Origin of the sequence: Pseudomonas shirazensis (assembly GCF_014268785.2) — a bacterium.
GTDB classification, from domain to species: domain Bacteria; phylum Pseudomonadota; class Gammaproteobacteria; order Pseudomonadales; family Pseudomonadaceae; genus Aquipseudomonas; species Aquipseudomonas shirazensis.
Genome location: NZ_JABWRD020000002.1, coordinates 127,443 through 150,451, shown reverse-complemented (window position 1 = coordinate 150,451; position 23,009 = coordinate 127,443). Strand labels below are relative to the sequence as shown.

Here is a 23,009-nt window from a genome sequence, read left to right as displayed (position 1 = left end):
ACTGTTCAGGATGGGAGGCAGGCGCGCGGGGTACATCAGTGGAGCGGACTGGCCGTGTGGCGCCAAATGCGGATAGCGGGCGCGACGGCAGGGCTGGGTAAGCGTGACCCGAGTATAGCTAGCGGGTCACGGTCCAGACCAGTACCTTGCTCGCACAATTGTCTTCGGTTTCAAGGATTTCCAGCCGGTAGCGGCCAATCTTCAGGCACACGGCACTGGCCGGGATGCTTTCCAGTGCCTCGGTGACCAACCCGTTGAGGGTCTTCGGCCCGCCGTCACAGGGCAGATGCCAGCCCAGGCTGCGGTTGACCTCGCGCAGCGAGGCGGCGCCTTCGATGACGAAGCGGCCGTCGGCCTGCGGATGAATGTGCGGGTTCTGCGGGCTTTGCTCGTCCTCGAACTCGCCGACGATTTCTTCGAGGATGTCTTCCAGAGTGACGATGCCCAGCACTTCGCCGTACTCATCGACCACCACGCCAAGGCGCCGTTGCTGCTTGTGGAAGTTCAGCAACTGCATCTGCAGTGGCGTGCTTTCGGGCACGAAGTACGGCTCATAGCAGGCGGCGGCAATCGCCTCCAGGGTCAGCTCGGCGTGTGGCAGCAGATGGCTGATCAGCTTGGTGTTGAGGATTGCCTCGACCTGGTTGATGTCGTTGTGAAACACCGGCAAGCGGGTATGCCGGCTGACGATCAGTTGTTCGATGATGCGTTCGATAGGGTCGTCGAGGTTGATCCCGTCGACTTCGTTGCGTGGCACCAGAATGTCGTTGACGGTGATCTCGTCAAGTGAACGCAAACCATCGAGCAGGCCGTGGCGCTGGGCTTCGAACTCGTCCTGATCGTCATCGTCGTTATTCTGTGGGTGCAGCGCAACCGCAGTCGGCGCCGGGCGGAACGGGCGCAGGATGAGCTTGGCGATGCCGTCGAGCAGGCACGCCAGCGGTTGCAGCAGGGTCAGCGGCAACTTCAGCAGGTTGGCGCCAAGGCTGACGAACGCTTCCGGATTACGCCGTACCATTCGCCGCGGCAGGTATTCGGCCAGTACCAACACCAATACCGCAGCCATCAAACCGCCCAGCCAAAAACCGTGCTCGCCGCTGTAGCGCTGGCCCAGCAGGCAGCCCAGGCCAAACACCAGCAGCTTGCCCAGGCTGGCGCCGAACACCAGCGCCTGAGCCGGCAAGGCGGGTGCTGCAGGCTCTGTGCCACGTGGTTGCGCGTTGAGTTGTTGGCGGGCGCTATCGACCGCAGTGAACAATGCCGCCCACAGTAGCGCCAGGGCCAGGCAACCCAGCAGTGGCGCGTGCAACTGGACGAACAGTGGCAGACTATCCATGGACCACCGTCAGATATGCAGGATGAATTCGCGTACCAGCTTGCTGCCGAAATAGGCCAGCATCAGCAGGCAGAAACCGGCCAGGGTCCAGCGGATCGCCTTGTGCCCGCGCCAGCCCAGGCGGGTGCGGCCCCACAGCAGCACGCTGAACACCACCCACGCCACGCAGGCGAGCAATGTCTTGTGCACCAGGTGCTGGGCAAACAGGTTGTCGAGGAACAGCCAGCCCGAGATCAGTGACAGCGACAGCAATGCCCAGCCGGCCCAGAGGAAGCCGAACAGCAGGCTTTCCATGGTTTGCAGCGGCGGGAAGTTGCGGATCAGCCCGGAGGGGTGCTTGTGCTTGAGCTGGTAGTCCTGCAGCAACAGCAGCAGCGCCTGGAACACGGCGATGGTGAACAGCCCGTATGCCAGGATCGACAGCAGGATATGGGCAAGGATGCCCGCTTCTTCGTTGACCAGCGGCACTGTACCTGCGGGGGCGAACTGCGCCAGCAAGGCGGTGATCGCGCCGAGCGGGAACAGCAGGACCAGCAGGTTCTCCACTGGAATGCGCAGGCACGCCAGCAGGGTCAGGGCGATCACTGCGACGGCGATCAGGCTCGAGGCACTGAAGAAGTCCAGGCTCAGCCCCAACGGGGTGATCAACTGGAAGAACAGCGCGCCGGCCTGGGCGATGACCGCGATCGTGCCGAGCAGACCGAGCAGGCGCTTGTCGGCACGCGTGCCCTTGGCCAGGCGCATGCTGTGGTAGATCGCAGCGGCAATATAAAGGCCGGCGGCGAGCAGATTGGGGATGAGGCTGGGTGAAGAGAGCATAAGTCCTGATAGGCAAGCCCGGGAAGACCGCGAGTTTGGCATAGAACGCGGGTGCCAAGGAAGGCCGACGCACGGCTCTGGCGTTGATCCAGCGCAGACCTCACGCTGCGGGTGATTGGGCCGATGGTCCTGTACATGGTGTGCGCGGCGTCAAGTCTCCGCTATAATCGCCGGCTTGCTGTTCCCCGTGCGTGTCGATTACCGCCGGGGCGCCTGACAAATCGCGGCTTTGCCAAGCCTGAAAGGATCACCATGTTCGAAAACCTGACCGACCGCCTGTCACAGACGCTGCGCCATGTCACCGGCAAGGCCAAGCTGACCGAAGACAACATCAAGGACACGCTGCGCGAAGTGCGCATGGCGTTGCTCGAAGCCGACGTTGCGCTGCCGGTGGTCAAGGATTTCGTCAACAGCATCAAGGAACGCGCAATCGGCACCGAGGTGTCGCGCAGCCTGAGCCCGGGCCAGGCGTTCGTGAAGATCGTCCAGGCCGAACTCGAAAGCCTGATGGGCGCAGCCAACGAAGACCTTGCCCTGAACGCCGCCCCGCCCGCCGTGGTGCTGATGGCCGGCCTGCAGGGTGCGGGCAAGACCACCACCGCCGGCAAGCTGGCGCGCTTCCTTAAAGAGCGCAAGAAGAAGTCGGTAATGGTGGTGTCTGCCGACGTCTACCGTCCGGCGGCGATCAAACAGCTGGAAACCCTGGCAGGCGAAGTCGGCGTGACTTTCTTCCCGTCCGATATCAGCCAGAAGCCTGTGGCAATCGCTGAAGCGGCGATCCGCGAGGCCAAGCTCAAGTTCATCGACGTGGTCATCCTCGACACCGCCGGTCGTCTGCACATCGACAGCGACATGATGGACGAGATCAAGGCGCTGCACGCCGCGGTCAAGCCGGTCGAGACCCTGTTCGTGGTCGACGCCATGACCGGTCAGGATGCCGCCAATACCGCCAAGGCGTTTGGTGATGCGCTGCCGCTGACCGGCGTAGTGCTGACCAAAGTCGACGGTGACGCTCGTGGCGGTGCCGCGCTGTCGGTACGCTCGATCACTGGCAAGCCGATCAAGTTCATCGGTATGGGCGAGAAGAGCGACGCGCTCGAGCCGTTCCACCCTGACCGTATCGCCTCCCGCATCCTCGGCATGGGCGACGTGCTCAGCCTGATCGAGCAGGCCGAGCAGACCATCGACAAGGCCAAGGCCGACAAGCTGGCCAAGAAGCTGAAGAAGGGCAAGGGCTTCGACCTCGAAGACTTCCGCGACCAGCTGCAACAGATGAAGAACATGGGCGGCCTCGGCGGCCTGATGGACAAGCTGCCGAGCATCGGCGGGGTCAACCTGTCGCAGATGGGCAATGCCCAGGGCGCGGCCGAGAAGCAGTTCAAGCAGATGGAAGCGATGATCAACTCGATGACCCCGGCCGAGCGCCGCGATCCCGATTTGATCAGCGGTTCGCGCAAGCGCCGCATCGCCCTCGGCTCCGGCACCCAGGTGCAGGACGTCGGCCGGTTGATCAAGCAGCACAAGCAAATGCAGAAGATGATGAAGAAATTTTCCACCAAGGGCGGCATGTCGAAGATGATGCGCGGCCTTGGCGGCATGATGCCAGGTGGCGGCATGCCCAAGATGTAACCCTACTCAGGCCAGTGGCGCGAAGGCGCGGCTGGCCGGGATCCCGCTTCGGCGGGGACACCGCTGCCTTGCGAGGCAGCTTTATCGCAGATCGGCAGGCGGGTCTTTTTTCAGGGTGAACAACCCGGTGAAAAAAGGCATTTGCAAATGTCCGGATATTCCTTGAGAATATGCGGCCTTTCGGGCACCCGTGTGCCCGCTGTGCATCATGATTTGCAGCACCGACTACAGGAACGATGTTCAATGCTTACCATTCGTCTTGCCCGTGGCGGCTCCAAAAAGCGCCCGTTCTACCAACTGACCGTAACCGACTCGCGTAACCCGCGTGACGGCTCCCACATCGAACAGGTTGGTTTCTTCAACCCAGTCGCTCGTGGTCAGGAAGTTCGTCTGTCCGTTAAACAAGACCGCGTTGCTCACTGGTTGAGCGTTGGCGCACAGCCGTCTGAGCGTGTTGCTCAGCTGCTGAAGGAAGCTGCCAAGGCTGCTGCCTGAACAGTATGAACGCGACGCCAGAAAAGGCTGACGACCTCATCGTCGTTGGCAAGATTTTTTCGGTACACGGCGTTCGCGGCGAGGTGAAGGTTTATTCCTTTACCGATCCGATTGAAAACCTGTTGGATTACCAGAACTGGACGCTTCGGCGCGAAGGGACGGTCAAACAGGTCGAGCTGGTCAGTGGCCGTTCCAATAAAAAGGAGCTGGTCGCCAAGCTCAAGGGCCTCGACGATCGTGACGAAGCACGTCTTCTGAGCGGTTACGAGATTTGCATCTCGCGAAGCCTTTTGCCCAACCTGACTGACGACGAGTACTACTGGTACCAGTTGCAAGGTCTGAAAGTCATCAACCAGGACGAGCATCTGTTCGGCACGGTTGATCACCTGTTGGAGACCGGCGCGAACGATGTAATGGTGGTCAAGCCTTGTGCAGGCAGCCTGGATGACCGTGAGCGTCTGTTGCCCTATACGGCGCAATGCGTGCTTGCAGTCGACCTTGAAGCCGGCGTGATGCGGGTCGAATGGGACGCGGATTTCTAACTGATGGGTAACCTTCGCGTAGAAGTCATCACGTTGTTCCCCGAGATGTTCTCGGCCATTACTGAGTACGGCATTACCAGCCGCGCGGTGAAGCAGGGCTTGTTGCAAGTCACTTGCTGGAATCCGCGGGACTACACCACAGATCGTCACCATACGGTGGATGATCGGCCGTTTGGCGGTGGTCCGGGGATGGTAATGAAGATCAAGCCTCTGGAAGATGCACTGGCTAGCGCCAGGCAAGCGACCGGAGCAACGGCGAAGGTGATCTACCTCTCGCCACAGGGCCGCAAGCTGGATCAGCAGGCGGTTCAAGGCTTGGCCGAACAGGAATCTTTGATCCTGATCGCCGGCCGATACGAAGGCATTGACGAGCGCTTTATTGAGGCTCATGTCGATGAAGAGTGGTCGATTGGTGACTATGTACTTTCCGGTGGCGAGCTGCCGGCCATGGTACTGATCGATGCGGTTACGCGGCTGCTGCCCGGAGCTTTAGGGCATGTAGGCTCGGCGGAGGAAGATTCCTTCACCGATGGCTTGCTGGATTGCCCGCACTACACCCGACCTGAGGTGTATGCGGATCAGCGTGTACCCGACGTGTTGCTAAGTGGCAACCATGCACATATCCGGCGATGGCGGATGAAGCAGTCCCTTGGTAGGACCTTCGAACGTCGCGCTGATCTTCTGGAAAGTCGCTCACTTTCTGGAGAAGAGAAAAAGCTGCTCGAGGAATACCTCCGCGAGCGGAACGATAGTTAACGTATCGATGGTGGATCACGTTTTCCACCTTAGGAGCACAGCATGACTAACAAAATCATCCAGCAGCTCGAAGCAGAGCAGATGAGCAAGGAAATCCCTACCTTCGCACCAGGCGACACCATTGTCGTCCAGGTTAAAGTGAAGGAAGGTGATCGTTCCCGTCTGCAGGCATTCGAAGGCGTTGTTATCGCCAAGCGTAACCGCGGTCTGAACAGCGCCTTCACCGTGCGCAAGATCTCCAGCGGCGTTGGCGTTGAGCGTACCTTCCAGACCTACAGCCCGCAGATCGACAGCCTGGCCGTGAAACGTCGTGGTGACGTGCGTAAAGCCAAGCTGTACTACCTGCGTGACCTGTCCGGCAAAGCCGCTCGCATCAAAGAAAAACTGTCCTGAGTACAGTTTGACTGGCGGCTGCGGCCGCCATGCGAGAAAAAAAGCAGCCTTCGGGCTGCTTTTTTGCTTTCTGCAACCTTGCCTTAGTGATGTGACATAACCATGACCAATACCCGCGAGCAGGAAATCCAGCGCCGCACCGAACTTTCGGTAACCCGCGTGACCAAGGCGGTGTTCCCCAACACCACCAACCACCACAACACCTTGTTTGGCGGCACCGCGCTGGCCTGGATGGATGAAGTGTCGTTCATCGCCGCAACGCGCTTTTGCCGCTTGCCGTTGGTGACCGTGTCGACCGACCGCATCGACTTCAAGCACCCGATCCCGGCGGGAACCATCGTCGAGCTGGTCGGCACTGTGATCAAGGTGGGCAATACCAGTCTGCAGGTGCAGGTCGATGTGTTCGTCGAGAACATGTATCTGGATGGCCGCGAGCGCGCCATTCATGGGGTCTTCAGCTTTGTCGCCATCGACGAGGACAAACGCCCGGTGCCGGTGCTGGCCGGGTTCTGACTGTTGTCTGGTCGAGCGCCGATGACAGCCCCTCGGCGGCTGTGAAACACTCAGCTCATCTTCCCTGGATAGCGACTGTGCATGCCCGCCCTTGACCACCCTTTGATCGACCAGTTTCTCGATGCGCTATGGCTTGAGAAAGGCCTGTCCGACAACACCCGCGTGTCCTACCGCAGTGACCTTGCGCTGTTCAACGGCTGGCTGCAGGAGCATGGCGTTGCGCTGCCAGATGCTGGTCGTACGTTGATTCTCGATCACCTGGCCTGGCGCCTCGATCAGGGTTACAAGCCGCGCTCGACGGCGCGTTTCATCTCCGGCCTGCGTGGCTTCTTTCGCTACCTGCTGCGGGAGAAGCTGATCGCCGTCGATCCCACCCTGCAGATCGACATGCCGCAACTGGGCAAGCCACTGCCCAAGTCGCTGTCGGAGGCTGACGTCGAGGCGTTGCTGCAGGCGCCGGATCTCAGCGAGGCTATCGGTCAGCGTGATCGGGCCATGCTTGAGGTGTTGTATGCCTGTGGTTTGCGCGTTACCGAACTGATCAGTCTGACCCTTGATCAGGTCAATCTGCGCCAGGGCGTGGTGCGGGTAATGGGCAAGGGTAGCAAGGAGCGGCTGGTGCCAATGGGTGAGGAAGCTGTGCTGTGGCTGGAGCGCTATGTGCGTCATGGCCGCCCTGAGCTGCTCAACGAGCGCCCCAGCGACGTGCTGTTCCCCAGCCTGCGCGGCGAGCAGATGACCCGGCAGACCTTCTGGCACCGGATCAAGCACCAGGCCAAGGTTGCCGGAATCGACAAGGCCCTGTCGCCGCACACCCTGCGTCATGCCTTTGCCACGCACCTGCTCAATCACGGTGCAGACCTGCGCGTGGTGCAGATGCTGCTGGGCCACAGTGACCTGTCGACCACGCAGATCTACACCCATGTAGCCAAGGCCCGGCTGCAGCAGCTGCACGCACAGCACCATCCGCGTGGATGAAGCAAATTCATGTTGCGCTGAGCGGTCGCTGAGGGCTCATTCAGCACAGCCTGATGTGGTAGGCTTGGTCGGTTTGCACCAAGGGCCGCACGGTCGCCGCGGTTTTTTACCCGCAGGTGACGTCTTGGGCCCGGTCCGTCTTCAGGAGTACCCCATGCGCGTTACCCGTATCATTGCCGCCGCCGCCTTGGCGCTGGCCAGTACCTTTGCTGTGGCTGCAACCAGCGAAACCAACAATGGCGCCGAGCAGGCAATCCGCAAGAGCCTGCAGACCCTCGAGCTGGAAGTGCCGATCGAGAGCGTCGCCAGCAGCCCGCTCAATGGCCTCTATGAAGTCAAGCTGCAGGGCGGCCGCGTGCTCTACGCCAGCGCCGACGGCCAGTTCGTCATGCAGGGTTATCTGTTCCAGATCGCCGACGGCAAGCCGGTCAACCTGACCGAGAAGACCGAGCGCCAGGGTATCGCCAAGCTCATCAACGGCATTCCAGCTGCCGAGATGGTGGTTTATCCTGCCAAGGGCGAGACCAAGTCGCACATCACCGTGTTCACCGACACCACCTGCCCGTACTGCCACAAGCTGCACGCCGAAGTCCCCGAGCTCAACCGTCGCGGTATCGAAGTGCGCTATGTCGCCTTCCCGCGCCAGGGCCTGGGTTCGACCGGTGACGAGCAGTTGCAGGCCGTCTGGTGCTCCAGCGACCGCCGCGCGGCGATGGACAAGATGGCCGATGGCAAGGACGTCAAAGCGGCCAAGTGCGTCAACCCGGTGGGCAAACAGTTCCAGTTGGGCCAGTCGATCGGTGTCAACGGTACGCCAGCCATCGTGCTCGAAAGCGGGCAGGTGATTCCTGGTTACCAGCCAGCCCCGCAAGTGGCCAAGCTGGCCCTGGCTGCCGGCAGCAAGTAATTCAATTCAGTGCGCCGTCGCCATGCGGCGGCGGTAGTTTTCACGGTCGGCCGAGTGCCGGCCGTTCTATGGGGAGTTCACAGTGAAACCGGTCAAAGTAGGCATCTGTGGGTTGGGGACCGTCGGTGGCGGTACCTTCAATGTACTTCAACGCAACGCCGAGGAGATTGCCCGTCGTGCCGGGCGCGGTATTGAAGTTGCTCAGATTGCCATGCGCTCGCAGAACCCGAACTGTCAGATTACCGGTACCCCCATTACCGCTGACGTGTTCGAGGTTGCCAGCAACCCGGAAATCGACGTCGTCATCGAACTGATCGGCGGCTACACCATTGCCCGTGACCTGGTCCTCAAGGCCATCGAAAACGGCAAGCATGTAGTTACCGCGAACAAGGCGCTGATCGCCGTGCATGGCAATGAGATCTTTGCCAAGGCGCGCGAGAAGGGCGTTATCGTTGCTTTCGAAGCCGCCGTTGCCGGTGGTATTCCGGTGATCAAGGCGATCCGTGAAGGGCTTTCGGCCAACCGCATCAACTGGCTGGCCGGGATCATCAACGGCACCGGTAACTTCATCCTCACCGAAATGCGCGAAAAAGGCCGGGCGTTCCCCGATGTGCTGGCCGAAGCGCAGGCGCTGGGTTATGCCGAAGCCGATCCGACTTTCGACGTCGAAGGCATCGATGCCGCGCACAAGCTGACCATCCTGGCCTCGATTGCCTTTGGTATCCCGCTGCAGTTCGACAAGGCCTACACCGAAGGCATCACTCAGCTGACCACTGCTGACGTCAACTATGCCGAAGCACTGGGCTATCGCATCAAGCACCTGGGCGTGGCCCGTAGCACCGAGGCCGGTATCGAGCTGCGCGTGCACCCGACGCTGATCCCGAGCGACCGCCTGATCGCCAACGTCAATGGCGTAATGAACGCGGTCATGGTCAATGGCGATGCCGCGGGTTCCACGCTGTACTACGGCGCTGGCGCCGGCATGGAGCCGACAGCTTCGTCGGTGATCGCCGACCTTGTCGACGTGGTACGGGCGATGACCTCCGACCCGGAAAACCGCGTGCCGCACCTGGCCTTCCAGCCGGATTCGCTGTCGGCCCACCCGATCCTGCCGATCGAAGCCTGCCAGAGCGCCTACTACCTGCGCATCCAGGCCAAGGATCACCCCGGTGTGCTGGCTCAGGTCGCGAGCATCCTCTCCGAGCGCGGGATCAACATCGAGTCGATCATGCAGAAGGAAGCTGAGGAGCAGGACGGCTTGGTGCCGATGATCCTGGTCACTCACCGCGTGGTCGAGGAGCACATCAACGACGCGATCCTGGCTCTGGAGAGCCTGCAGGATGTAGTCGGCAAGGTCGTGCGCATCCGCGTCGAGCAGCTCAACTAATTTCGCCGTCGGGCCGCGTCTGCGGCCCGGGCCCCAGCATTGAAGGTTTGCACCATGCGCTATATCAGCACTCGCGGCCAGGCACCGGCCCTGAATTTCGAAGACGTCCTGCTTGCCGGTCTCGCCAGCGATGGCGGCCTGTATGTGCCGGAGAACCTGCCGCGCTTTACCCAGGAAGAAATCGCCTCGTGGGCCGGCCTGCCGTACCACGAGCTGGCCTTCCGGGTGATGCGCCCGTTCGTGGCCGGCAGCATTGCCGACGCCGACTTCAAGAAGATCCTCGAAGAAACCTACGGCGCCTTCGCCCATGCGGCAGTGGCGCCGCTGCGCCAGCTTGGCTCCAATGAATGGGTACTGGAGCTGTTCCACGGCCCGACCCTGGCGTTCAAGGACTTTGCCCTGCAACTGCTCGGCCGCCTGCTCGATCACGTATTGGCCAAGCGCAACGAGCGCGTGGTGATCGTCGGTGCTACCAGCGGCGACACCGGCTCGGCAGCTATCGAAGGCTGCCGCCGTTGCGACAACGTCGACATCTTCATCCTGCACCCACACCAGCGCGTGTCGGAAGTGCAGCGCCGGCAGATGACCACCATCTTTGGCGAGAATATCCACAACATCGCCATCGAAGGCAACTTCGACGATTGCCAGGAAATGGTCAAGGCCAGCTTCGCCGACCAGTCGTTCCTCAAAGGCACGCGCCTGGTGGCAGTCAACTCGATCAACTGGGCGCGGATCATGGCCCAGATCGTCTACTACTTCCACGCGGCCCTGCAGTTGGGCGGGCCGGCGCGTTCGGTGGCGTTCTCGGTGCCGACCGGCAACTTCGGCGACATCTTCGCCGGTTACCTGGCGCGCAACATGGGCCTGCCGATCAGCCAGCTGATCGTCGCGACCAACCGTAACGACATCCTGCACCGCTTCATGAGCGGCAATCAGTACGTCAAGGAAACCCTGCACGCGACCCTGTCGCCGTCGATGGACATCATGGTTTCGTCCAACTTCGAGCGGCTGCTATTCGACCTGCACGGGCGCAACGGTGCGGCGATTGCCGAGTTGATGGCCAACTTCAAGCAGGGTGGTGGTTTCAGCGTCGAGCAAGACCGCTGGACCGAGGCGCGCAAGCTGTTCGATTCTCTGGCGGTCAGTGACGAGCAGACCTGCACGACCATTGCCGAGGTGTTTGCCAGCACGGGTGAAGTGCTGGATCCGCACACGGCGATTGGCGTGCATGCTGCGCGTGAGTGCCGGCGCAGTCTGGATACGCCGATGGTGGTGTTGGGAACGGCGCATCCGGTCAAGTTCCCCGAGGCAGTAGAGAAGGCTGGGGTGGGCAAGGCGTTGGAATTGCCGGCGCACCTGACTGACCTGTTTGAGCGGGAAGAGCGGTGTACGGTGTTGGCCAATGACCTGAAAGTGGTGCAGGGGTTTGTTAGCCAGCATGGGAATCGCGGTAAGCCTTTGTGATGGGGTAGATGGGGGACGCTTCTACATATGGTTTGCCTAGTGCGATCTCTGTAGGAGCGGCCTCGTGTCGCGATTGGGTCGCGCAGCGGCCCCCGCGATCTCCGGTTCGTTCACCATTGCTGTGGACTTATCCGTTTCCGATGGTGGTTATGCAGGCCCCTTTCGCCCTTACGGCGAGTCACTTTTGTGGGGGCGGGTTCACCCGTGAAGGTCTGCGAGCAGACCCCATTCATGGATTGTCCTGCCCCGCACATTCAGCCTTTTCCTATATCCCTCGCACTTGACCCTTTCTACAGTTGGCGCTACTTCAATCCGGGCGCGCGGCGCTCAGGAGCGCCCTATGTACCGGCTCAACGTCGTCATCTATCAAACTCGTCCTGCCCAGCAGATCAGCTTGCATCAGGCCTGCAATGCTCAGGGTATTTTCAATGTGCGCATCGCCGACAACCTGGCTATCGCTACAATCTTGCTGGCCAGCCGGCGTGCACCTGATCTGCTGATCCTCGATCACGCCATGCCCAGTGCCGACGGCATTCAGTTGCTGCAGCAACTGAGTGTCACCTGTCCATCGACCGCGTTGCTGTTGATCGGTCAGCCGCGTCCCTCTCAGGTTGATATTGCTCAGCAGGCCCGGCAAAAAGGCTTGTGGGTGGTCAACGAACTGGCCTGGCCTTTGTCGATGCCAGCACTGCAACGGACGCTGCAGCGGGTGGGTGGCAGCCGCTATAAACCTGCTGGGAGCGATTTTCAAACTGTCATGATGCGCGCGCATGCTCACTGAGTCCCGCAGCAACGAACTTTCTGCGGCCGCCAAGGGTCAGTACCCATATAGCCAAAAAACAAGTGAGTGCGCCGGATGGAAAGAATTTGCAGACTGCTCAATGATGCTCTGACCCCTTACCAAGCTCACCTTGCCGCCGCCGATGCCGATGGCAATCGTCAACTGGTTCTGCGTGACCCTCAAGGCAATGTCACCCTGCAACGGGCTGTCAGTTCGCGACAATTGCAAGAACAGAGCCTGCTGATAGATCTGGTCGATGGCCTGCATCGGGATGTGCAGATTGCTGAAGGACGCCTGCAGCCTTGTGTGATCGCTGCGCTGCAGCAGCGCCAACCGATTCACGGAACCTTTGCCAGCTGACTGCGTCTTATTTGCTAATGGCAGCCCAGCGGCGCTTTGCTCCGGTGACGTTGCGCTGCCACGGAAAGTCCAGATGACTTTCGCTTGACCCCGGTCGTTTTCCCCAGCGACCGGGGTTTCTTTTTTCTGGCTCAGGGCGTGGCGTAGGCCTGATCGTCGGCCAGCTCTGCGGCTCGCTGCATATACGCTTCGCGCTGCTCTTGATCTAGCCAGTGGGCATACAGATCCGGCAAGGTGTCACGGCGCAGCGCCGGCAACAGTTTGTCGATATGGCCGATCGCCTCACGCCCGAGCGGTGTGTCGGAGCAGGCGACATGCAGTAGCTGGTAGGGCTGCACGCTCTGGATCGGATAAAAATGGTAACTGTGCGTATCCGCGCCTTGCTGATTGAGCAGGTAGCGCACCTCTGGCCAGTAACCCAGCACCAATTGCAAACGGCCCAACTGCTGCATCTGCAGCAAGCTGGCGGTCGCTTCGGTGCCGTAGTGACGGTTGAATGCGCTGTCGGGCAGTTGCCTGAGCATCTCATCGACCGAGGCGCTGTAACTGCGTTCGGCAACGATCCCGAGCTTCAACGTGCTCTGGGTCAGTAGGCGTTTGAGGTCGACGCTGCCGCCTTGCACGTAAGGTTCGATCAGCGCCTGGTCCTCGTTGCGCACCAACAGGCCGCTGCTCAACGTGGCCATGGTCGGGCTGGAGAAATAAGCGTACTTGGCCCGCTCCGGAGTCCACAGCAGGGTAGGATCGCAGGTGAAGGAAGGCTCTTGCAGCATCTGGATGCCGCGGGCGCGGTTGACCCGGACGATGCTGTGCTCGTACTCGGGCATCTGCGCGATCAGCAGCGGCAGCATGCGGTCGAGCACGCCTTGGCCTTGTTCAGGCCCTTCAAAGATCGTGAAGGGCGGCAGATCGCGGATCAGCCACAGCAGCGTTTCCTTGGCCATGGCTACGCCGGGCAGCAGCGCGCAGATAAGTGCAAGCGTCAGCAGCCAGCCTAACTTGAGTCTGAACACCACGGCGGCGCGGTTCAGACCGCGCCATCCTTGCGCAGCCGGGCAATGGCTGCAGCGTCGTAGCCAAGGCCGCTGAGCAGCGCCGTGGTGTGTTCGCCCAGCGCCGGGCCAACCCATTCAGTCGAGCCTGGCGTGTCGGACAGCTTCGGCACGATGCCGGGCATCTTGAACGTTTTGCCATCGGGCAAGCGGCCCTGCAGGAACATCTCGCGGGCCAGAAACTGCGGGTCGCTGAACATGTCTTCTGCCGAATAGATCCGGCTGGCCGGCACCTGTGCGGTGTTCAAAACCTCCAGTACCTGTTCCAGCGGCAAGCCATTGACCCAGCGATCGATCACGCCGTACAGCTCGTCACGGCGCAGGTCGCGGCCGTCGTTGCTGGCCAGGGTTGGGTCATCGGCCAGGTCGTCGCGGCCGATTGCCTGCATGAAGCGCTTGAAGATCGCATCGCCGTTGGCGCCGATCTGCACATGCTTGCCGTCGGCGCTGGTGTGGATGCACGAGGGAGTGATGCCGGGCATGATGTTGCCGGTGCGCTCGCGGATAAAACCGAACACGTCGAATTCCGGCACCATGCTTTCCATCATCGCGAAGATCGCTTCATACAGTGCCACATCGACCACTTGCCCGGCACCGCCATTGACCTCGCGGTGACGCAGCGCCATCAATGCACCGATCACGCCCCACAGGGCGGCAATCGAGTCGCCGATAGAGATACCGGTACGCACGGGCGGACGGTCATCGAAGCCGGTGATGTAACGCAGGCCACCCATCGATTCGCCGACTGCACCGAAGCCCGGCTGGTCTTTCATCGGCCCGGTCTGGCCGAAGCCCGACAGGCGCACCATGACCAGGCGCGGGTTGAGCGCATGCAGCACGTCCCAGCCCAGGCCGAGTTTTTCCAGCACGCCGGGGCGGAAATTCTCGATCAGGATGTCGGCTTCGGCCAGCAGCCGCTTGAGGATCTCGCGACCTTCCTCATGCTTGAGGTTAAGCGTCAGCGACTGTTTGTTGCGCGCCTGGACGAACCACCACAACGACGTGCCTTCATACAGCTTGCGCCATTTGCGCAGCGGATCACCGCCGTCGGGCGATTCGACCTTGATCACCTCGGCACCGAATTCGGCGCAGATACGCGACGCAAAAGGGCCGGCGATCAGGGTCCCGAGCTCGATGACTTTAAGGCCGGCGAGGGGTTTGCTGGGCGTGGGCATGGGGGCATCCGTGGCGGCAGAAACAAAGCGCTGGTTTTATCACAGCTCGCCTGCGGCAGATACTGTCGCGACGCAAGCAGGGCAGGATCAGTTAGACTAGCCGACTTTCTCCAGCTAGAAGCCCGTCACCCATGGCCCAGCCGTCCACCACCTACAAGTTCGAACTGAACCTGACTGACCTCGACCGCAACGTCTACGAAAGCGTCAAACAGACCATCGCCCGCCACCCTTCGGAAACCGAAGAGCGCATGGCCGTGCGTCTGCTCGCCTACGCGCTCTGGTACAACGAGCAACTGTCGTTCGGCCGTGGTCTGTCGGACGTCGACGAGCCTGCGCTGTGGGAAAAGAGCCTGGATGATCGGGTCCTGCACTGGATCGAAGTCGGCCAGCCCGACGCTGATCGGCTGACCTGGTGCTCGCGTCGCACCGAGCGCACCAGCCTGCTCGCCTATGGCAGCCTGCGCGTGTGGGAAACCAAGGTGCTCGGCGCGATCAAGAACCTGAAAAACGTCAACATCGCCGCCGTCCCGCAAGACGTGCTGGAAGTCATCGCCAAGGACATGCCGCGGGTGATCAAGTGGGATGTGATGATCAGCGAAGGCACGGTGTTCGTCACCGACGACCGCGGCCAGCACGAAGTGCAGCTGCAGTGGCTGCTCGGCGAGCGCGGCTGATTTCAACCTTTATAGACTGCTGAAGACCCCATGCGTATCGAACCCCGCCCGTTGCCGCCCACCCTGCCTTTTCTGGGTGCCTTGCCGCCGTTGCTGACCCGCCTGTACGCCGCTCGCGGCGTGCAATCGGAGGCTGAGCTGGACAAGAGCCTCGCCCGTCTGCTGCCGTATCAGCAGCTCAAGGGCATCGACGCGGCGGTCGATCTGCTGGTCGAGGCGCTGGACCAGCGCCAGCGCATCCTCATCGTCGGCGACTTCGATGCCGATGGCGCCACCGCCAGCACCGTTGGCGTGCTGGGCCTGCGGCTGCTGGGCGCGGCGCATGTCGACTACCTGGTGCCAAACCGCTTTGAGTACGGCTATGGCCTGACCCCGGAAATCGTCGAAGTCGCGCTGCAGCGCCAGCCGCAACTGCTGGTCACCGTCGACAACGGCATCTCCAGTGTCGAGGGCGTTGCCGCCGCCAAGGCCGCTGGGCTTAAGGTGCTGGTGACCGACCACCACTTGCCCGGCCAGCACTTGCCGGACGCCGACGCCATCGTCAACCCGAACCAGCCAGGCTGCGAGTTCCCCAGCAAGTCGCTGGCAGGGGTAGGGGTGATCTTCTACGTGCTGATGGCCTTGCGCGCGCGTTTGCGCAGCCTTGGCCGTTACCAGACCCAGGCACAACCGAACATCGGTGAGCTGCTCGACCTGGTCGCGCTGGGCAGTGTCGCCGACGTGGTGCCGCTGGATGCCAATAACCGCATCCTGGTCCATCAGGGCCTCGAGCGAATTCGCGCTGGTCGCGCCCGCGCCGGCTTGAAGGCGATCCTCGAAGTCGCTCGCCGTGACTACCAGCGCATCACCTCGACCGATCTGGGCTTTATCCTCGGTCCGCGCCTGAACGCCGCAGGCCGGCTGGACGACATGAGCCTGGGCATCGAATGCCTGCTCTGTGACGACCCGGCGCTGGCCCGTGACATGGCCGAGCAGTTGGACGGCCTCAACCAGGACCGCAAGTCGATCGAGCAGGGCATGCAGCGCGAAGCGCTGGCCCAGCTCAAGGAGTTGCCGCTGGAGTCGATGCCGTATGGCCTGTGCCTGTTCGATGCCCAGTGGCACCAGGGCGTGATCGGTATCCTCGCCTCGCGCCTGAAAGAACGTTACCACCGCCCGACCATCGCCTTTGCCGATGCCGGTGAGGGTGTGCTCAAGGGTTCGGCGCGGTCGGTGCCAGGCTTTCATATCCGCGACGCGCTGGACGCCGTGGCTGCGCGCCACCCGCAGTTGATCAGCAAGTTCGGTGGCCACGCGATGGCCGCCGGTTTGTCGCTGCCGGCAGATAATTTCCCGGCCTTTGCCGCCGCGTTCGACGAAGAAACCCGGCGTCAGCTCAATGAAGACGACCTGACCGGGCGTTTGTTGACCGACGGTACCCTGGCGGTTGAAGAATTCCACTTGGACTTGGCCCGCGCCCTGCGCAACGCCGGCCCGTGGGGCCAGCATTTTCCCGAGCCGCTGTTCCATGGTGTGTTCCAGCTGGTTGAGCAGCGTGTGGTCGGTGAGCGGCATCTCAAAGTGGTGCTCAAAAGCGAGTGCGGTGCGGTCAAACTCGACGGTATTGCCTTCGGTATCGACCGCGAAGTCTGGCCCAACCCCACCGTGCGTTGGGTCGAGCTGGCCTACAAGCTGGACGTCAACGAGTTTCGCGGCAACGAAAGCGTGCAACTGATGATCGCGCACATCGAACCACGCTAACCGGCTGCTGCGGGATACTCCTGCGACCGGGCTGAACCCAGGTCGCAACAAACTGGTCTAGGCTCAAGAGAACCGGTACCAGGCCACGGCTGCACATCAGTGCCCGGGCCGGTCACCCATTTGGAGTCCCAGGGAGATCCCCCATGAGCCTGCTGTTAGAGCCCTACACCCTCCGCCAGTTGACCCTGCCCAACCGCATCGCCGTGTCGCCGATGTGCCAGTATTCGGCCGCCGATGGCTTGGCCAATGACTGGCATCTAGTGCACTTGGGCAGCCGTGCCATAGGCGGGGCCGGGCTGGTCTTCACCGAAGCCGTGGCGGTCACCGCCGATGGTCGGATTACCGCTGAAGACCTCGGTCTGTGGGACGACCAGCAGATTGCGCCGCTGCAGCGCATCACTCGCTTTATCACTGCCCAGGGTTCAGTGCCCGCCATTCAGTTGGCCCATGCCGGGCGCAAGGCCAGCACTCATCGGCCCTGGCTGGGCAAGCACGGCAGCGTCAAGCCGGAGGACGGCGGCTGGCAGCCGGTCGGTCCGTCGAAAATCGCCTTTGACCCGGAGCACACTGCACCGCGTGAGCTGAGTGCCAGCGAGATCCAGGAAATCATCGACGCCTTCGTCAAAGCCGCTGGGCGCGCGCTCACTGCGGGTTTCAAGGTGGTCGAACTGCACGCTGCCCATGGCTACCTGCTGCATCAGTTTCTCTCGCCGCTGAGCAACCAGCGCCGCGATGAATACGGCAGCAGCTTCGAAAACCGCATTCGCTTTACCCTTCAGATTACCGAGGCTGTGCGTGCGGTATGGCCCAAAGAGCTGCCGCTGTTCGTCCGGGTATCGGCCACCGACTGGGTCGAAGACGGCTGGAACCCTGACGAAACCGTCGAGCTGGCGCGCCGCCTGCGCGCGTTGGGCGTCGACCTGATCGACGTGTCGTCGGGCGGCACTTCGGTCAACGCCGAGATTCCCACCGGCCCGGGCTATCAAACGCGCTTTGCCGAGCGCGTGCGCAAAGAGGCGGAGATCGCCACCGGCACCGTCGGCATGATCACCGAACCCGCCCAGGCCGAGCACATTCTGCGCACGGGACAGGCTGACCTGATCTTCCTCGCCCGCGAACTGCTGCGTGATCCGTACTGGCCGCTGCATGCCGACGATGATCTGGGTGGCAACAAGGCCACTTGGCCAGCGCAATACCAACGGGCAACCCACCGCGCCAACCCGATTCACGAGTCCGACCTGCGCGACGCCTGACGTTGATGTGGCTGCCTTGTCGTCGACAGAAGACGGCGACAAGGCAGCCAATACGGCTAGTGCTTGAACATCACATGGCGGACACAGGAGTAGTCCTCCAGCCCATACATCGACATATCCTTGCCGTAGCCCGATTGCTTCTGCCCGCCGTGGGGCATCTCGCTGATCAGCATGAAGTGCGTGTTGATCCAGGTGCAGCCGTATTGCAGGCGTGCGGCAAGGCGGTGCGCGCGGCCCACGTCAGTGGTCCACACCGATGAGGCAAGGCCGTACTCGGAGTCGTTGGCCCACTCCAGCGCCTGGGCTTCGTCGGCAAAGCGAGTGACGGTGACCACCGGGCCGAACACCTCATGACGGGCGATCTCGTCGTCCTGCAGCACGTCGGCCAGCAGGGTCGGCGTGTAGAAGAAGCCTGCACCCTCCAACACTTTACCGCCAGTGACCAGGCGGACATGCGGCTGGTCGAGGGCGCGTTGAACCATGCCCGCTACCTTGTCGCGGTGTTGCGCACTGATCAGTGGGCCGAGTTCGGTGTCGGCCGCACCCTGAGGTCCCGGCTTGATGCTGGCGACAGCCTGGCCCAGGCGCTCGACAAATTCATCGTAGATGGCGTCCTGTACATACAGCCGGCACGCGGCGGTGCAGTCCTGGCCGGCATTGTAGAAACCAAAGCTGCGAATGCCATCGACGGCCGCATCGAGATCGGCGTCATCGAAGATCAGCACTGGCGCCTTGCCGCCCAACTCCATGTGCATGCGCTTCACGCTGGCGGCAGTGGCGCCGATGATGTTCGCCCCAGTCGGGATCGAGCCGGTCAGCGATACCATGCGCACGCGCGGATGAGTGACCAGCGGCGTGCCCACAGTCGCGCCACGGCCAAACAGAATATTCAGCACACCCGCCGGGAAGATCTCGCGGGCCAGCTCGGCCAGGCGCAGCGCTGTCAGCGGGGTCAGCTCGGAGGGCTTGAGCACCACGGTGTTACCTGCGGCCAGTGCCGGCGCGATCTTCCACGCGAGCATCATCAGCGGGTAGTTCCACGGTGCAATCGAGGCGACCACGCCCAGCGGGTCACGCCGCACCATCGAAGTGTGCCCCGGCAGGTACTCGCCTGCCGCCGAACCGCCCAGGCAGCGCGCCGCCCCGGCGAAATAGCGAAACACGTCGACAATGGCCGGGATCTCGTCATTGAGGGCGGCGGCGAGGGGCTTGCCGCAGTTCTGCGATTCGAGGCTGGCCAGTTCTTCGCCGTGTTGTTCAATGGCATCGGCCAGCGCCAGCAGGGCCAGCGAGCGGTCTTTCGGGCTGGTCTGCGACCAACTGGCAAAGGCGCTGTCGGCGGCGCGCACGGCGCTGTCGACCTGCGCCTCGCTGGCCTCGCTGATCTGCGCCAGGGCAGTGCCTGCGGCTGGGTCGAGTACGGTCCAGGCCGGGCCTTCACCGGCCACCAGTTGGCCGTTGATCAGCATCTGGGTGTGCATGGGGCAATCCTCCGAGGCATTTGCGATGGTCGATAGCGTAGACCACTCACTGCAGCTCATTGGCTACCCGGCTGGTGACCTCGACGACCTGGCGTGCGCCGCGGCTGATTTCGTTCATCGCGTTGCCGGCCTGGCTGGCCAAGTCCTGCACAGCGCAGGCATGCTCGCGGCTGTTCTGAATGCCATTGAAGGCGCCATCGGCCAGTTCCCGGTTCAGACGCACTACCTCGAAAATGTCCCGGGTGGCCTCGGTAGTGCGCGCGGCCAGGCGCCTGACTTCATCGGCAACCACAGCAAAGCCACGGCCCTGATCGCCGGCACGAGCGGCCTCGATGGCCGCATTGAGTGCCAGCAGGTTGGTCTGCGCCGCAATCCCGCCGATGATCTCGACGATCGCACCAATGTTCAGGGACTGCGCCTGCAGCGCTTGCATGTCCTGGCCAACGCTGGCCATTTCCCCGGCGATGGATTGCATGGCCGACGCGGCCTGCATGACTACTGTCAGGCCTTGCTGTGCGCTGTGCTCGGTGGTCAGCGAAACATCATGGGCGAGTTCGGCAGCGCCGCGCACGAGGTCGGCTTTTTCCACCTGTTCGGTTACCACATTGGCGAACTTGGCCACCTTGTAGAGGCGACCGTGCTGGTCCTTGATCGGGTTGTAGGTCGCTTCAAGCCATACGGTATTGCCGCGGGCGTCGATACGACGAAAGCGCCCCGCCACGAACTGCCCGCGATTGAGCGCTTGCCAGAACTGGGTGTAGTCGGCGCAGGCGGCGTCCTCGGCAGAGCAGAACATGCGGTGGTGCTTGCCGAGAATCTGCGTCAGGCCATAGCCCATGGCGTTGAGAAAGGCTTTGTTGGCGTCGAGCACCATGCCGTTGAGGTTGAACTGGATGATGGCGGTGGAATGGTCAAGGGCGTTGTATAACTCCAGCCCGTCCCGGTCACGGCGGCTGGTGCCGGGGCTGGCGCAGCCGTAACCACGATGTTGGCCCAGCACGTCGCGCAACCAGCATAGCTGAAGGAGCACCGGGCGGCCGTCGGCGCCCCGGCAATTGAGCGACGGCGAGCCTGTCAGTGGTGCCGGCAAGCTGCAGCCTGGTTCAAGCAGGGCTTCGAGCTTGACCCCGAGCAGTTGCGCGGCGGAAAAGCCAAGCGCGTTGGCGAACGGCGCATTGACCTCGGTGAAGCAGCCGTTGGCATCGAGGCGAGCGCTGAGCAGTTGCTGTTCCAGTTGGGCGAGCACAGCTTGCAGGCTGTCCAGTTGTTGTTGGCAAGCGAGCAGTGCCTGCGTGCAGCGGCGGTTGAACACGGCGAACTCCGGTAATTGTCAGGATAAATGCTCGCCTACACCGAAATGCACCCGGTCTTTGCCGGCGCGTTTGGCCTTGTACAGGCAGCGGTCGGCGTGGATAAGGATGTCGGCTAGGGCTTGATCATGGCTGAAGGGCACCAGCCCAGCGCTGAAGGTGAAGCGGGCGGGAGCTTCGCGGCTGTTGCGTACCGCCTCCAGCAGGCGCTCGGCGATGGCCAGGGCGATGGCTGGGCTCAGGGTGTCGATGATGACGCCGAATTCCTCACCACCTAGCCGCCCGGCACAGTGGCTGCCGGCCATGTTGCGCAGGCGTGCAGCGAGCACGCGCAGCACTTGATCGCCGGCGGCGTGACCAAGTTGGTCGTTGATCCGCTTGAAGTCGTCGATATCGATCATCATGAAGAAACCGCCACCGTGGCTTTCGATGAAGCGCTCGAAGCGGTCCATCAGTGCACGTCGGTTGTACAGCGAAGTCAGGTAGTCGGTTTCCGACAGAGTACGATAGTGCTGCTCGATCTGCAGTGTGATGCTCAGTGCGCGCAGGTAGGTGCGGCTGTTGATCCAGCCCAGGCTGATCGAGAAGGCAAAAAAAATAGCCAGATACCAGCGGTAGTCGCTCACGTCATCGTGACCGATGTGGGGCATCACCAGCACCCAGCTCAACACGGCGACCAGCAGATAATCCATTGGCCCACGGATCAGCAGCGATGCGCCGACCACCGCCAGTACGGTCATGGCCAGAGAGAACTGGCGATGCAATAGCGGGTATTCGAGAAAGATCAACTTGAAGCCGAGCACCACCGTCAACATGAACAGCAAGCCCGAATACCGCCATACATTGTCCGAGTTTGTCCGTGTCTGGATGGTGAACAGAGCTACCATCATCAATAGCGGTCCCCAGGCGCCGAGGGTGGCGATGCGTTCGTCAAGCACCAGGTGAACGGCAAGCCAGCTGGCGATAACCAACAGTTGCACGGCAATGATGCCCTCGCGCAGCAGCAGCCTGATGCGCGGGCGATGATCAGCCGAGACATCCAGCTCCAGGCTGGGGTATTTCCGATTCGAGGGCATAACTACCAAGCTCCATGCTGACCCGCGTAACGGCGAAGTAGATCGCCATGGTGTGCCTGACCAGCTCGGCGAATGCCGGGCGCATCTCGACCAGTGTTCCCTGGGTGCGGAAGTAGCCTTTGCTTTCGCCTTCCTTGACCAGCCGTGCCACGTGCATGGTGGACACCCCGAGCCGGGAGGACAGCTCGGCATAGCTGGAGACCTTGTAGCCGCCGTCGTTTGAGTGAAAGCCCCGGGCATCGAGGTACAGGCTCAGCATCGGCAGATGACCACCGTCACGGTTCATGATCCACTTGGCCCCCGGCAGCAGCCCGTCCAGCAGCACGTCGGCATCCAGCAGATGAGCGAATCCGCTAAAGTATTGACGCAGGAACGCAGTTGGCTCGGTGCGCTGCGCAGGCTGTGCATCGGGGATCAGTTGCTGGGCCGGTATGAGGTATGCGCTGATCAGTTGCGTGGCCAGATCGATAGCTGTTTTGCTGGGCCTGTAGATGCGTTGCCGAGCATCATCCGGGTGGGGCGATACGTGCATATAGCCCGATATCAGGAAGAACGAGAAGTACGACTCCAGGGTGTTGCGCGTCAGGTAGCCACGCCGCTCGCAAAATGCCTTGACCCGGGATAAAGGCGTCATTGGGTCGTGGAAATAAAAGGCGAGCAGCGACAGCACGACCATTAACCGGTCGTATTGAGCAAGCTCTTGAAGAAGAATGGTTTGCGCCGATATTGCTCAAGCATCAACTGCAGGTGTTTGTCCAGCGCGGCATCGGAATCAAGGCGGTAGAAGTTGCTGATCGTCAGATGCAGGTAGTCCAGCAGTTCGGCTCGTTTCATGGCTAGCAACATCACCTAATTTCAATGGCCGCACATGGCCATTATCGTTTCAGC

Annotated in this window: 23 protein-coding genes and 2 pseudogenes; 15 read left to right on the top strand and 10 right to left on the bottom strand. The window is 61.9% G+C overall.

Annotation, left to right across the window (positions count from 1 at the left end; translation table 11 throughout):
- Positions 1-118: 118 nt before the first annotated feature.
- Positions 119-1,336, bottom strand: a complete 1,218-nt coding sequence (locus HU736_RS11970; protein WP_150573305.1) for a transporter associated domain-containing protein — start codon at positions 1,334-1,336, stop codon at positions 119-121.
- Between the two features lie 9 nt (positions 1,337-1,345).
- Complete coding sequence (locus HU736_RS11965) at positions 1,346-2,155, bottom strand: cytochrome C assembly family protein (protein ID WP_186697617.1); 810 nt, start codon at positions 2,153-2,155, stop codon at positions 1,346-1,348.
- A gap of 252 nt (positions 2,156-2,407) precedes the next feature.
- On the opposite strand from HU736_RS11965, the gene ffh reads away from it, so the two are divergent.
- The 12 genes from ffh to HU736_RS11905 all read left to right on the top strand — a co-directional run bounded on the left by ffh (position 2,408) and on the right by HU736_RS11905 (position 12,360).
- Positions 2,408-3,784 (top strand): signal recognition particle protein, encoded by a 1,377-nt coding sequence (gene ffh / locus HU736_RS11960; protein WP_101317095.1) that lies wholly within the window; start codon positions 2,408-2,410, stop codon positions 3,782-3,784.
- A gap of 243 nt (positions 3,785-4,027) precedes the next feature.
- Positions 4,028-4,279 carry a 30S ribosomal protein S16 gene (gene rpsP / locus HU736_RS11955; RefSeq protein ID WP_101317097.1) on the top strand — a complete coding sequence of 84 codons (252 nt, stop codon included), beginning with the start codon at positions 4,028-4,030 and terminating at the stop codon, positions 4,277-4,279.
- Between the two features lie 5 nt (positions 4,280-4,284).
- Complete coding sequence (rimM, locus tag HU736_RS11950) at positions 4,285-4,821, top strand: ribosome maturation factor RimM (RefSeq protein ID WP_101317099.1); 537 nt, start codon at positions 4,285-4,287, stop codon at positions 4,819-4,821.
- Between the two features lie 3 nt (positions 4,822-4,824).
- Positions 4,825-5,577: a tRNA (guanosine(37)-N1)-methyltransferase TrmD gene (trmD, locus tag HU736_RS11945; protein ID WP_103436271.1), complete on the top strand. Its 753-nt coding sequence runs from the start codon at positions 4,825-4,827 to the stop codon at positions 5,575-5,577.
- Positions 5,578-5,619: 42 nt separating this feature from the next.
- Positions 5,620-5,970: a 50S ribosomal protein L19 gene (rplS, locus tag HU736_RS11940; protein ID WP_023629812.1), complete on the top strand. Its 351-nt coding sequence runs from the start codon at positions 5,620-5,622 to the stop codon at positions 5,968-5,970.
- A 102-nt stretch (positions 5,971-6,072) separates the two neighbouring features.
- The gene (locus tag HU736_RS11935) at positions 6,073-6,483 is read left to right on the top strand and encodes an acyl-CoA thioesterase (protein ID WP_101317103.1); all 411 of its coding nucleotides are present in this window, start codon (positions 6,073-6,075) and stop codon (positions 6,481-6,483) included.
- Positions 6,484-6,564: 81 nt separating this feature from the next.
- Positions 6,565-7,461, top strand: coding sequence for a site-specific tyrosine recombinase XerD (xerD, locus tag HU736_RS11930; protein WP_101317105.1), 897 nt, complete (start codon positions 6,565-6,567; stop codon positions 7,459-7,461).
- A gap of 154 nt (positions 7,462-7,615) precedes the next feature.
- Positions 7,616-8,368, top strand: a complete 753-nt coding sequence (locus tag HU736_RS11925; RefSeq protein ID WP_103436272.1) for a thioredoxin fold domain-containing protein — start codon at positions 7,616-7,618, stop codon at positions 8,366-8,368.
- A gap of 82 nt (positions 8,369-8,450) precedes the next feature.
- A complete protein-coding gene (locus HU736_RS11920) occupies positions 8,451-9,755 on the top strand; it encodes a homoserine dehydrogenase (RefSeq protein WP_103436273.1) in 1,305 nt (434 codons plus the stop codon).
- A 54-nt stretch (positions 9,756-9,809) separates the two neighbouring features.
- Complete coding sequence (gene thrC, locus HU736_RS11915) at positions 9,810-11,219, top strand: threonine synthase (RefSeq protein ID WP_101317111.1); 1,410 nt, start codon at positions 9,810-9,812, stop codon at positions 11,217-11,219.
- Positions 11,220-11,559: 340 nt separating this feature from the next.
- Positions 11,560-12,000: a response regulator transcription factor gene (locus HU736_RS11910; RefSeq protein WP_186697619.1), complete on the top strand. Its 441-nt coding sequence runs from the start codon at positions 11,560-11,562 to the stop codon at positions 11,998-12,000.
- Between the two features lie 75 nt (positions 12,001-12,075).
- Complete coding sequence (locus tag HU736_RS11905; protein ID WP_103436276.1) at positions 12,076-12,360, top strand: DUF3509 domain-containing protein; 285 nt, start codon at positions 12,076-12,078, stop codon at positions 12,358-12,360.
- 131 nt (positions 12,361-12,491) lie between these two features.
- On the opposite strand, the gene HU736_RS11900 is transcribed toward HU736_RS11905, so the two are convergent.
- Positions 12,492-13,349: a TIGR02285 family protein gene (locus tag HU736_RS11900; RefSeq protein WP_258035200.1), complete on the bottom strand. Its 858-nt coding sequence runs from the start codon at positions 13,347-13,349 to the stop codon at positions 12,492-12,494.
- A 38-nt stretch (positions 13,350-13,387) separates the two neighbouring features.
- The gene (locus tag HU736_RS11895; RefSeq protein WP_186697621.1) at positions 13,388-14,587 is read right to left on the bottom strand and encodes a CaiB/BaiF CoA transferase family protein; all 1,200 of its coding nucleotides are present in this window, start codon (positions 14,585-14,587) and stop codon (positions 13,388-13,390) included.
- A gap of 131 nt (positions 14,588-14,718) precedes the next feature.
- Here HU736_RS11895 and HU736_RS11890 point away from each other — a divergent pair, with 131 nt between their 5' ends.
- The 3 genes from HU736_RS11890 (at position 14,719) to HU736_RS11880 (ending at position 18,254) form a co-directional block, all read left to right on the top strand.
- Positions 14,719-15,261: a YaeQ family protein gene (locus tag HU736_RS11890; RefSeq protein WP_103436278.1), complete on the top strand. Its 543-nt coding sequence runs from the start codon at positions 14,719-14,721 to the stop codon at positions 15,259-15,261.
- A 30-nt stretch (positions 15,262-15,291) separates the two neighbouring features.
- Positions 15,292-17,001 carry a single-stranded-DNA-specific exonuclease RecJ gene (gene recJ / locus HU736_RS11885; RefSeq protein ID WP_103436279.1) on the top strand — a complete coding sequence of 570 codons (1,710 nt, stop codon included), beginning with the start codon at positions 15,292-15,294 and terminating at the stop codon, positions 16,999-17,001.
- 143 nt (positions 17,002-17,144) lie between these two features.
- Complete coding sequence (locus HU736_RS11880) at positions 17,145-18,254, top strand: NADH:flavin oxidoreductase/NADH oxidase (RefSeq protein WP_186697623.1); 1,110 nt, start codon at positions 17,145-17,147, stop codon at positions 18,252-18,254.
- Positions 18,255-18,310: 56 nt separating this feature from the next.
- Here HU736_RS11880 and HU736_RS11875 read toward each other — a convergent pair whose 3' ends face one another.
- The 6 genes and pseudogenes from HU736_RS11875 to HU736_RS21855 form a co-directional block, all read right to left on the bottom strand.
- Positions 18,311-19,735 carry a gamma-aminobutyraldehyde dehydrogenase gene (locus HU736_RS11875; RefSeq protein ID WP_186697625.1) on the bottom strand — a complete coding sequence of 475 codons (1,425 nt, stop codon included), beginning with the start codon at positions 19,733-19,735 and terminating at the stop codon, positions 18,311-18,313.
- A 46-nt stretch (positions 19,736-19,781) separates the two neighbouring features.
- A pseudogene (locus HU736_RS22200) lies at positions 19,782-20,213 on the bottom strand (methyl-accepting chemotaxis protein); the annotation flags it as partial.
- Between the two features lie 120 nt (positions 20,214-20,333).
- Positions 20,334-20,735 (bottom strand): annotated as a pseudogene (locus HU736_RS22195) (PAS domain-containing protein); the annotation flags it as partial.
- A gap of 330 nt (positions 20,736-21,065) precedes the next feature.
- Positions 21,066-22,121, bottom strand: coding sequence for a GGDEF domain-containing protein (locus HU736_RS11865; RefSeq protein WP_186697629.1), 1,056 nt, complete (start codon positions 22,119-22,121; stop codon positions 21,066-21,068).
- Entirely contained in the window at positions 22,072-22,791 is a 720-nt protein-coding gene (locus HU736_RS11860) for a hypothetical protein (RefSeq protein ID WP_225913046.1), read from the bottom strand. Before HU736_RS11860 ends, HU736_RS11865 begins: the two co-directional genes overlap by 50 nt.
- 5 nt (positions 22,792-22,796) lie before the next feature.
- Positions 22,797-22,955, bottom strand: a complete 159-nt coding sequence (locus tag HU736_RS21855; protein WP_225913045.1) for a hypothetical protein — start codon at positions 22,953-22,955, stop codon at positions 22,797-22,799.
- Positions 22,956-23,009 lie beyond the last annotated feature (54 nt).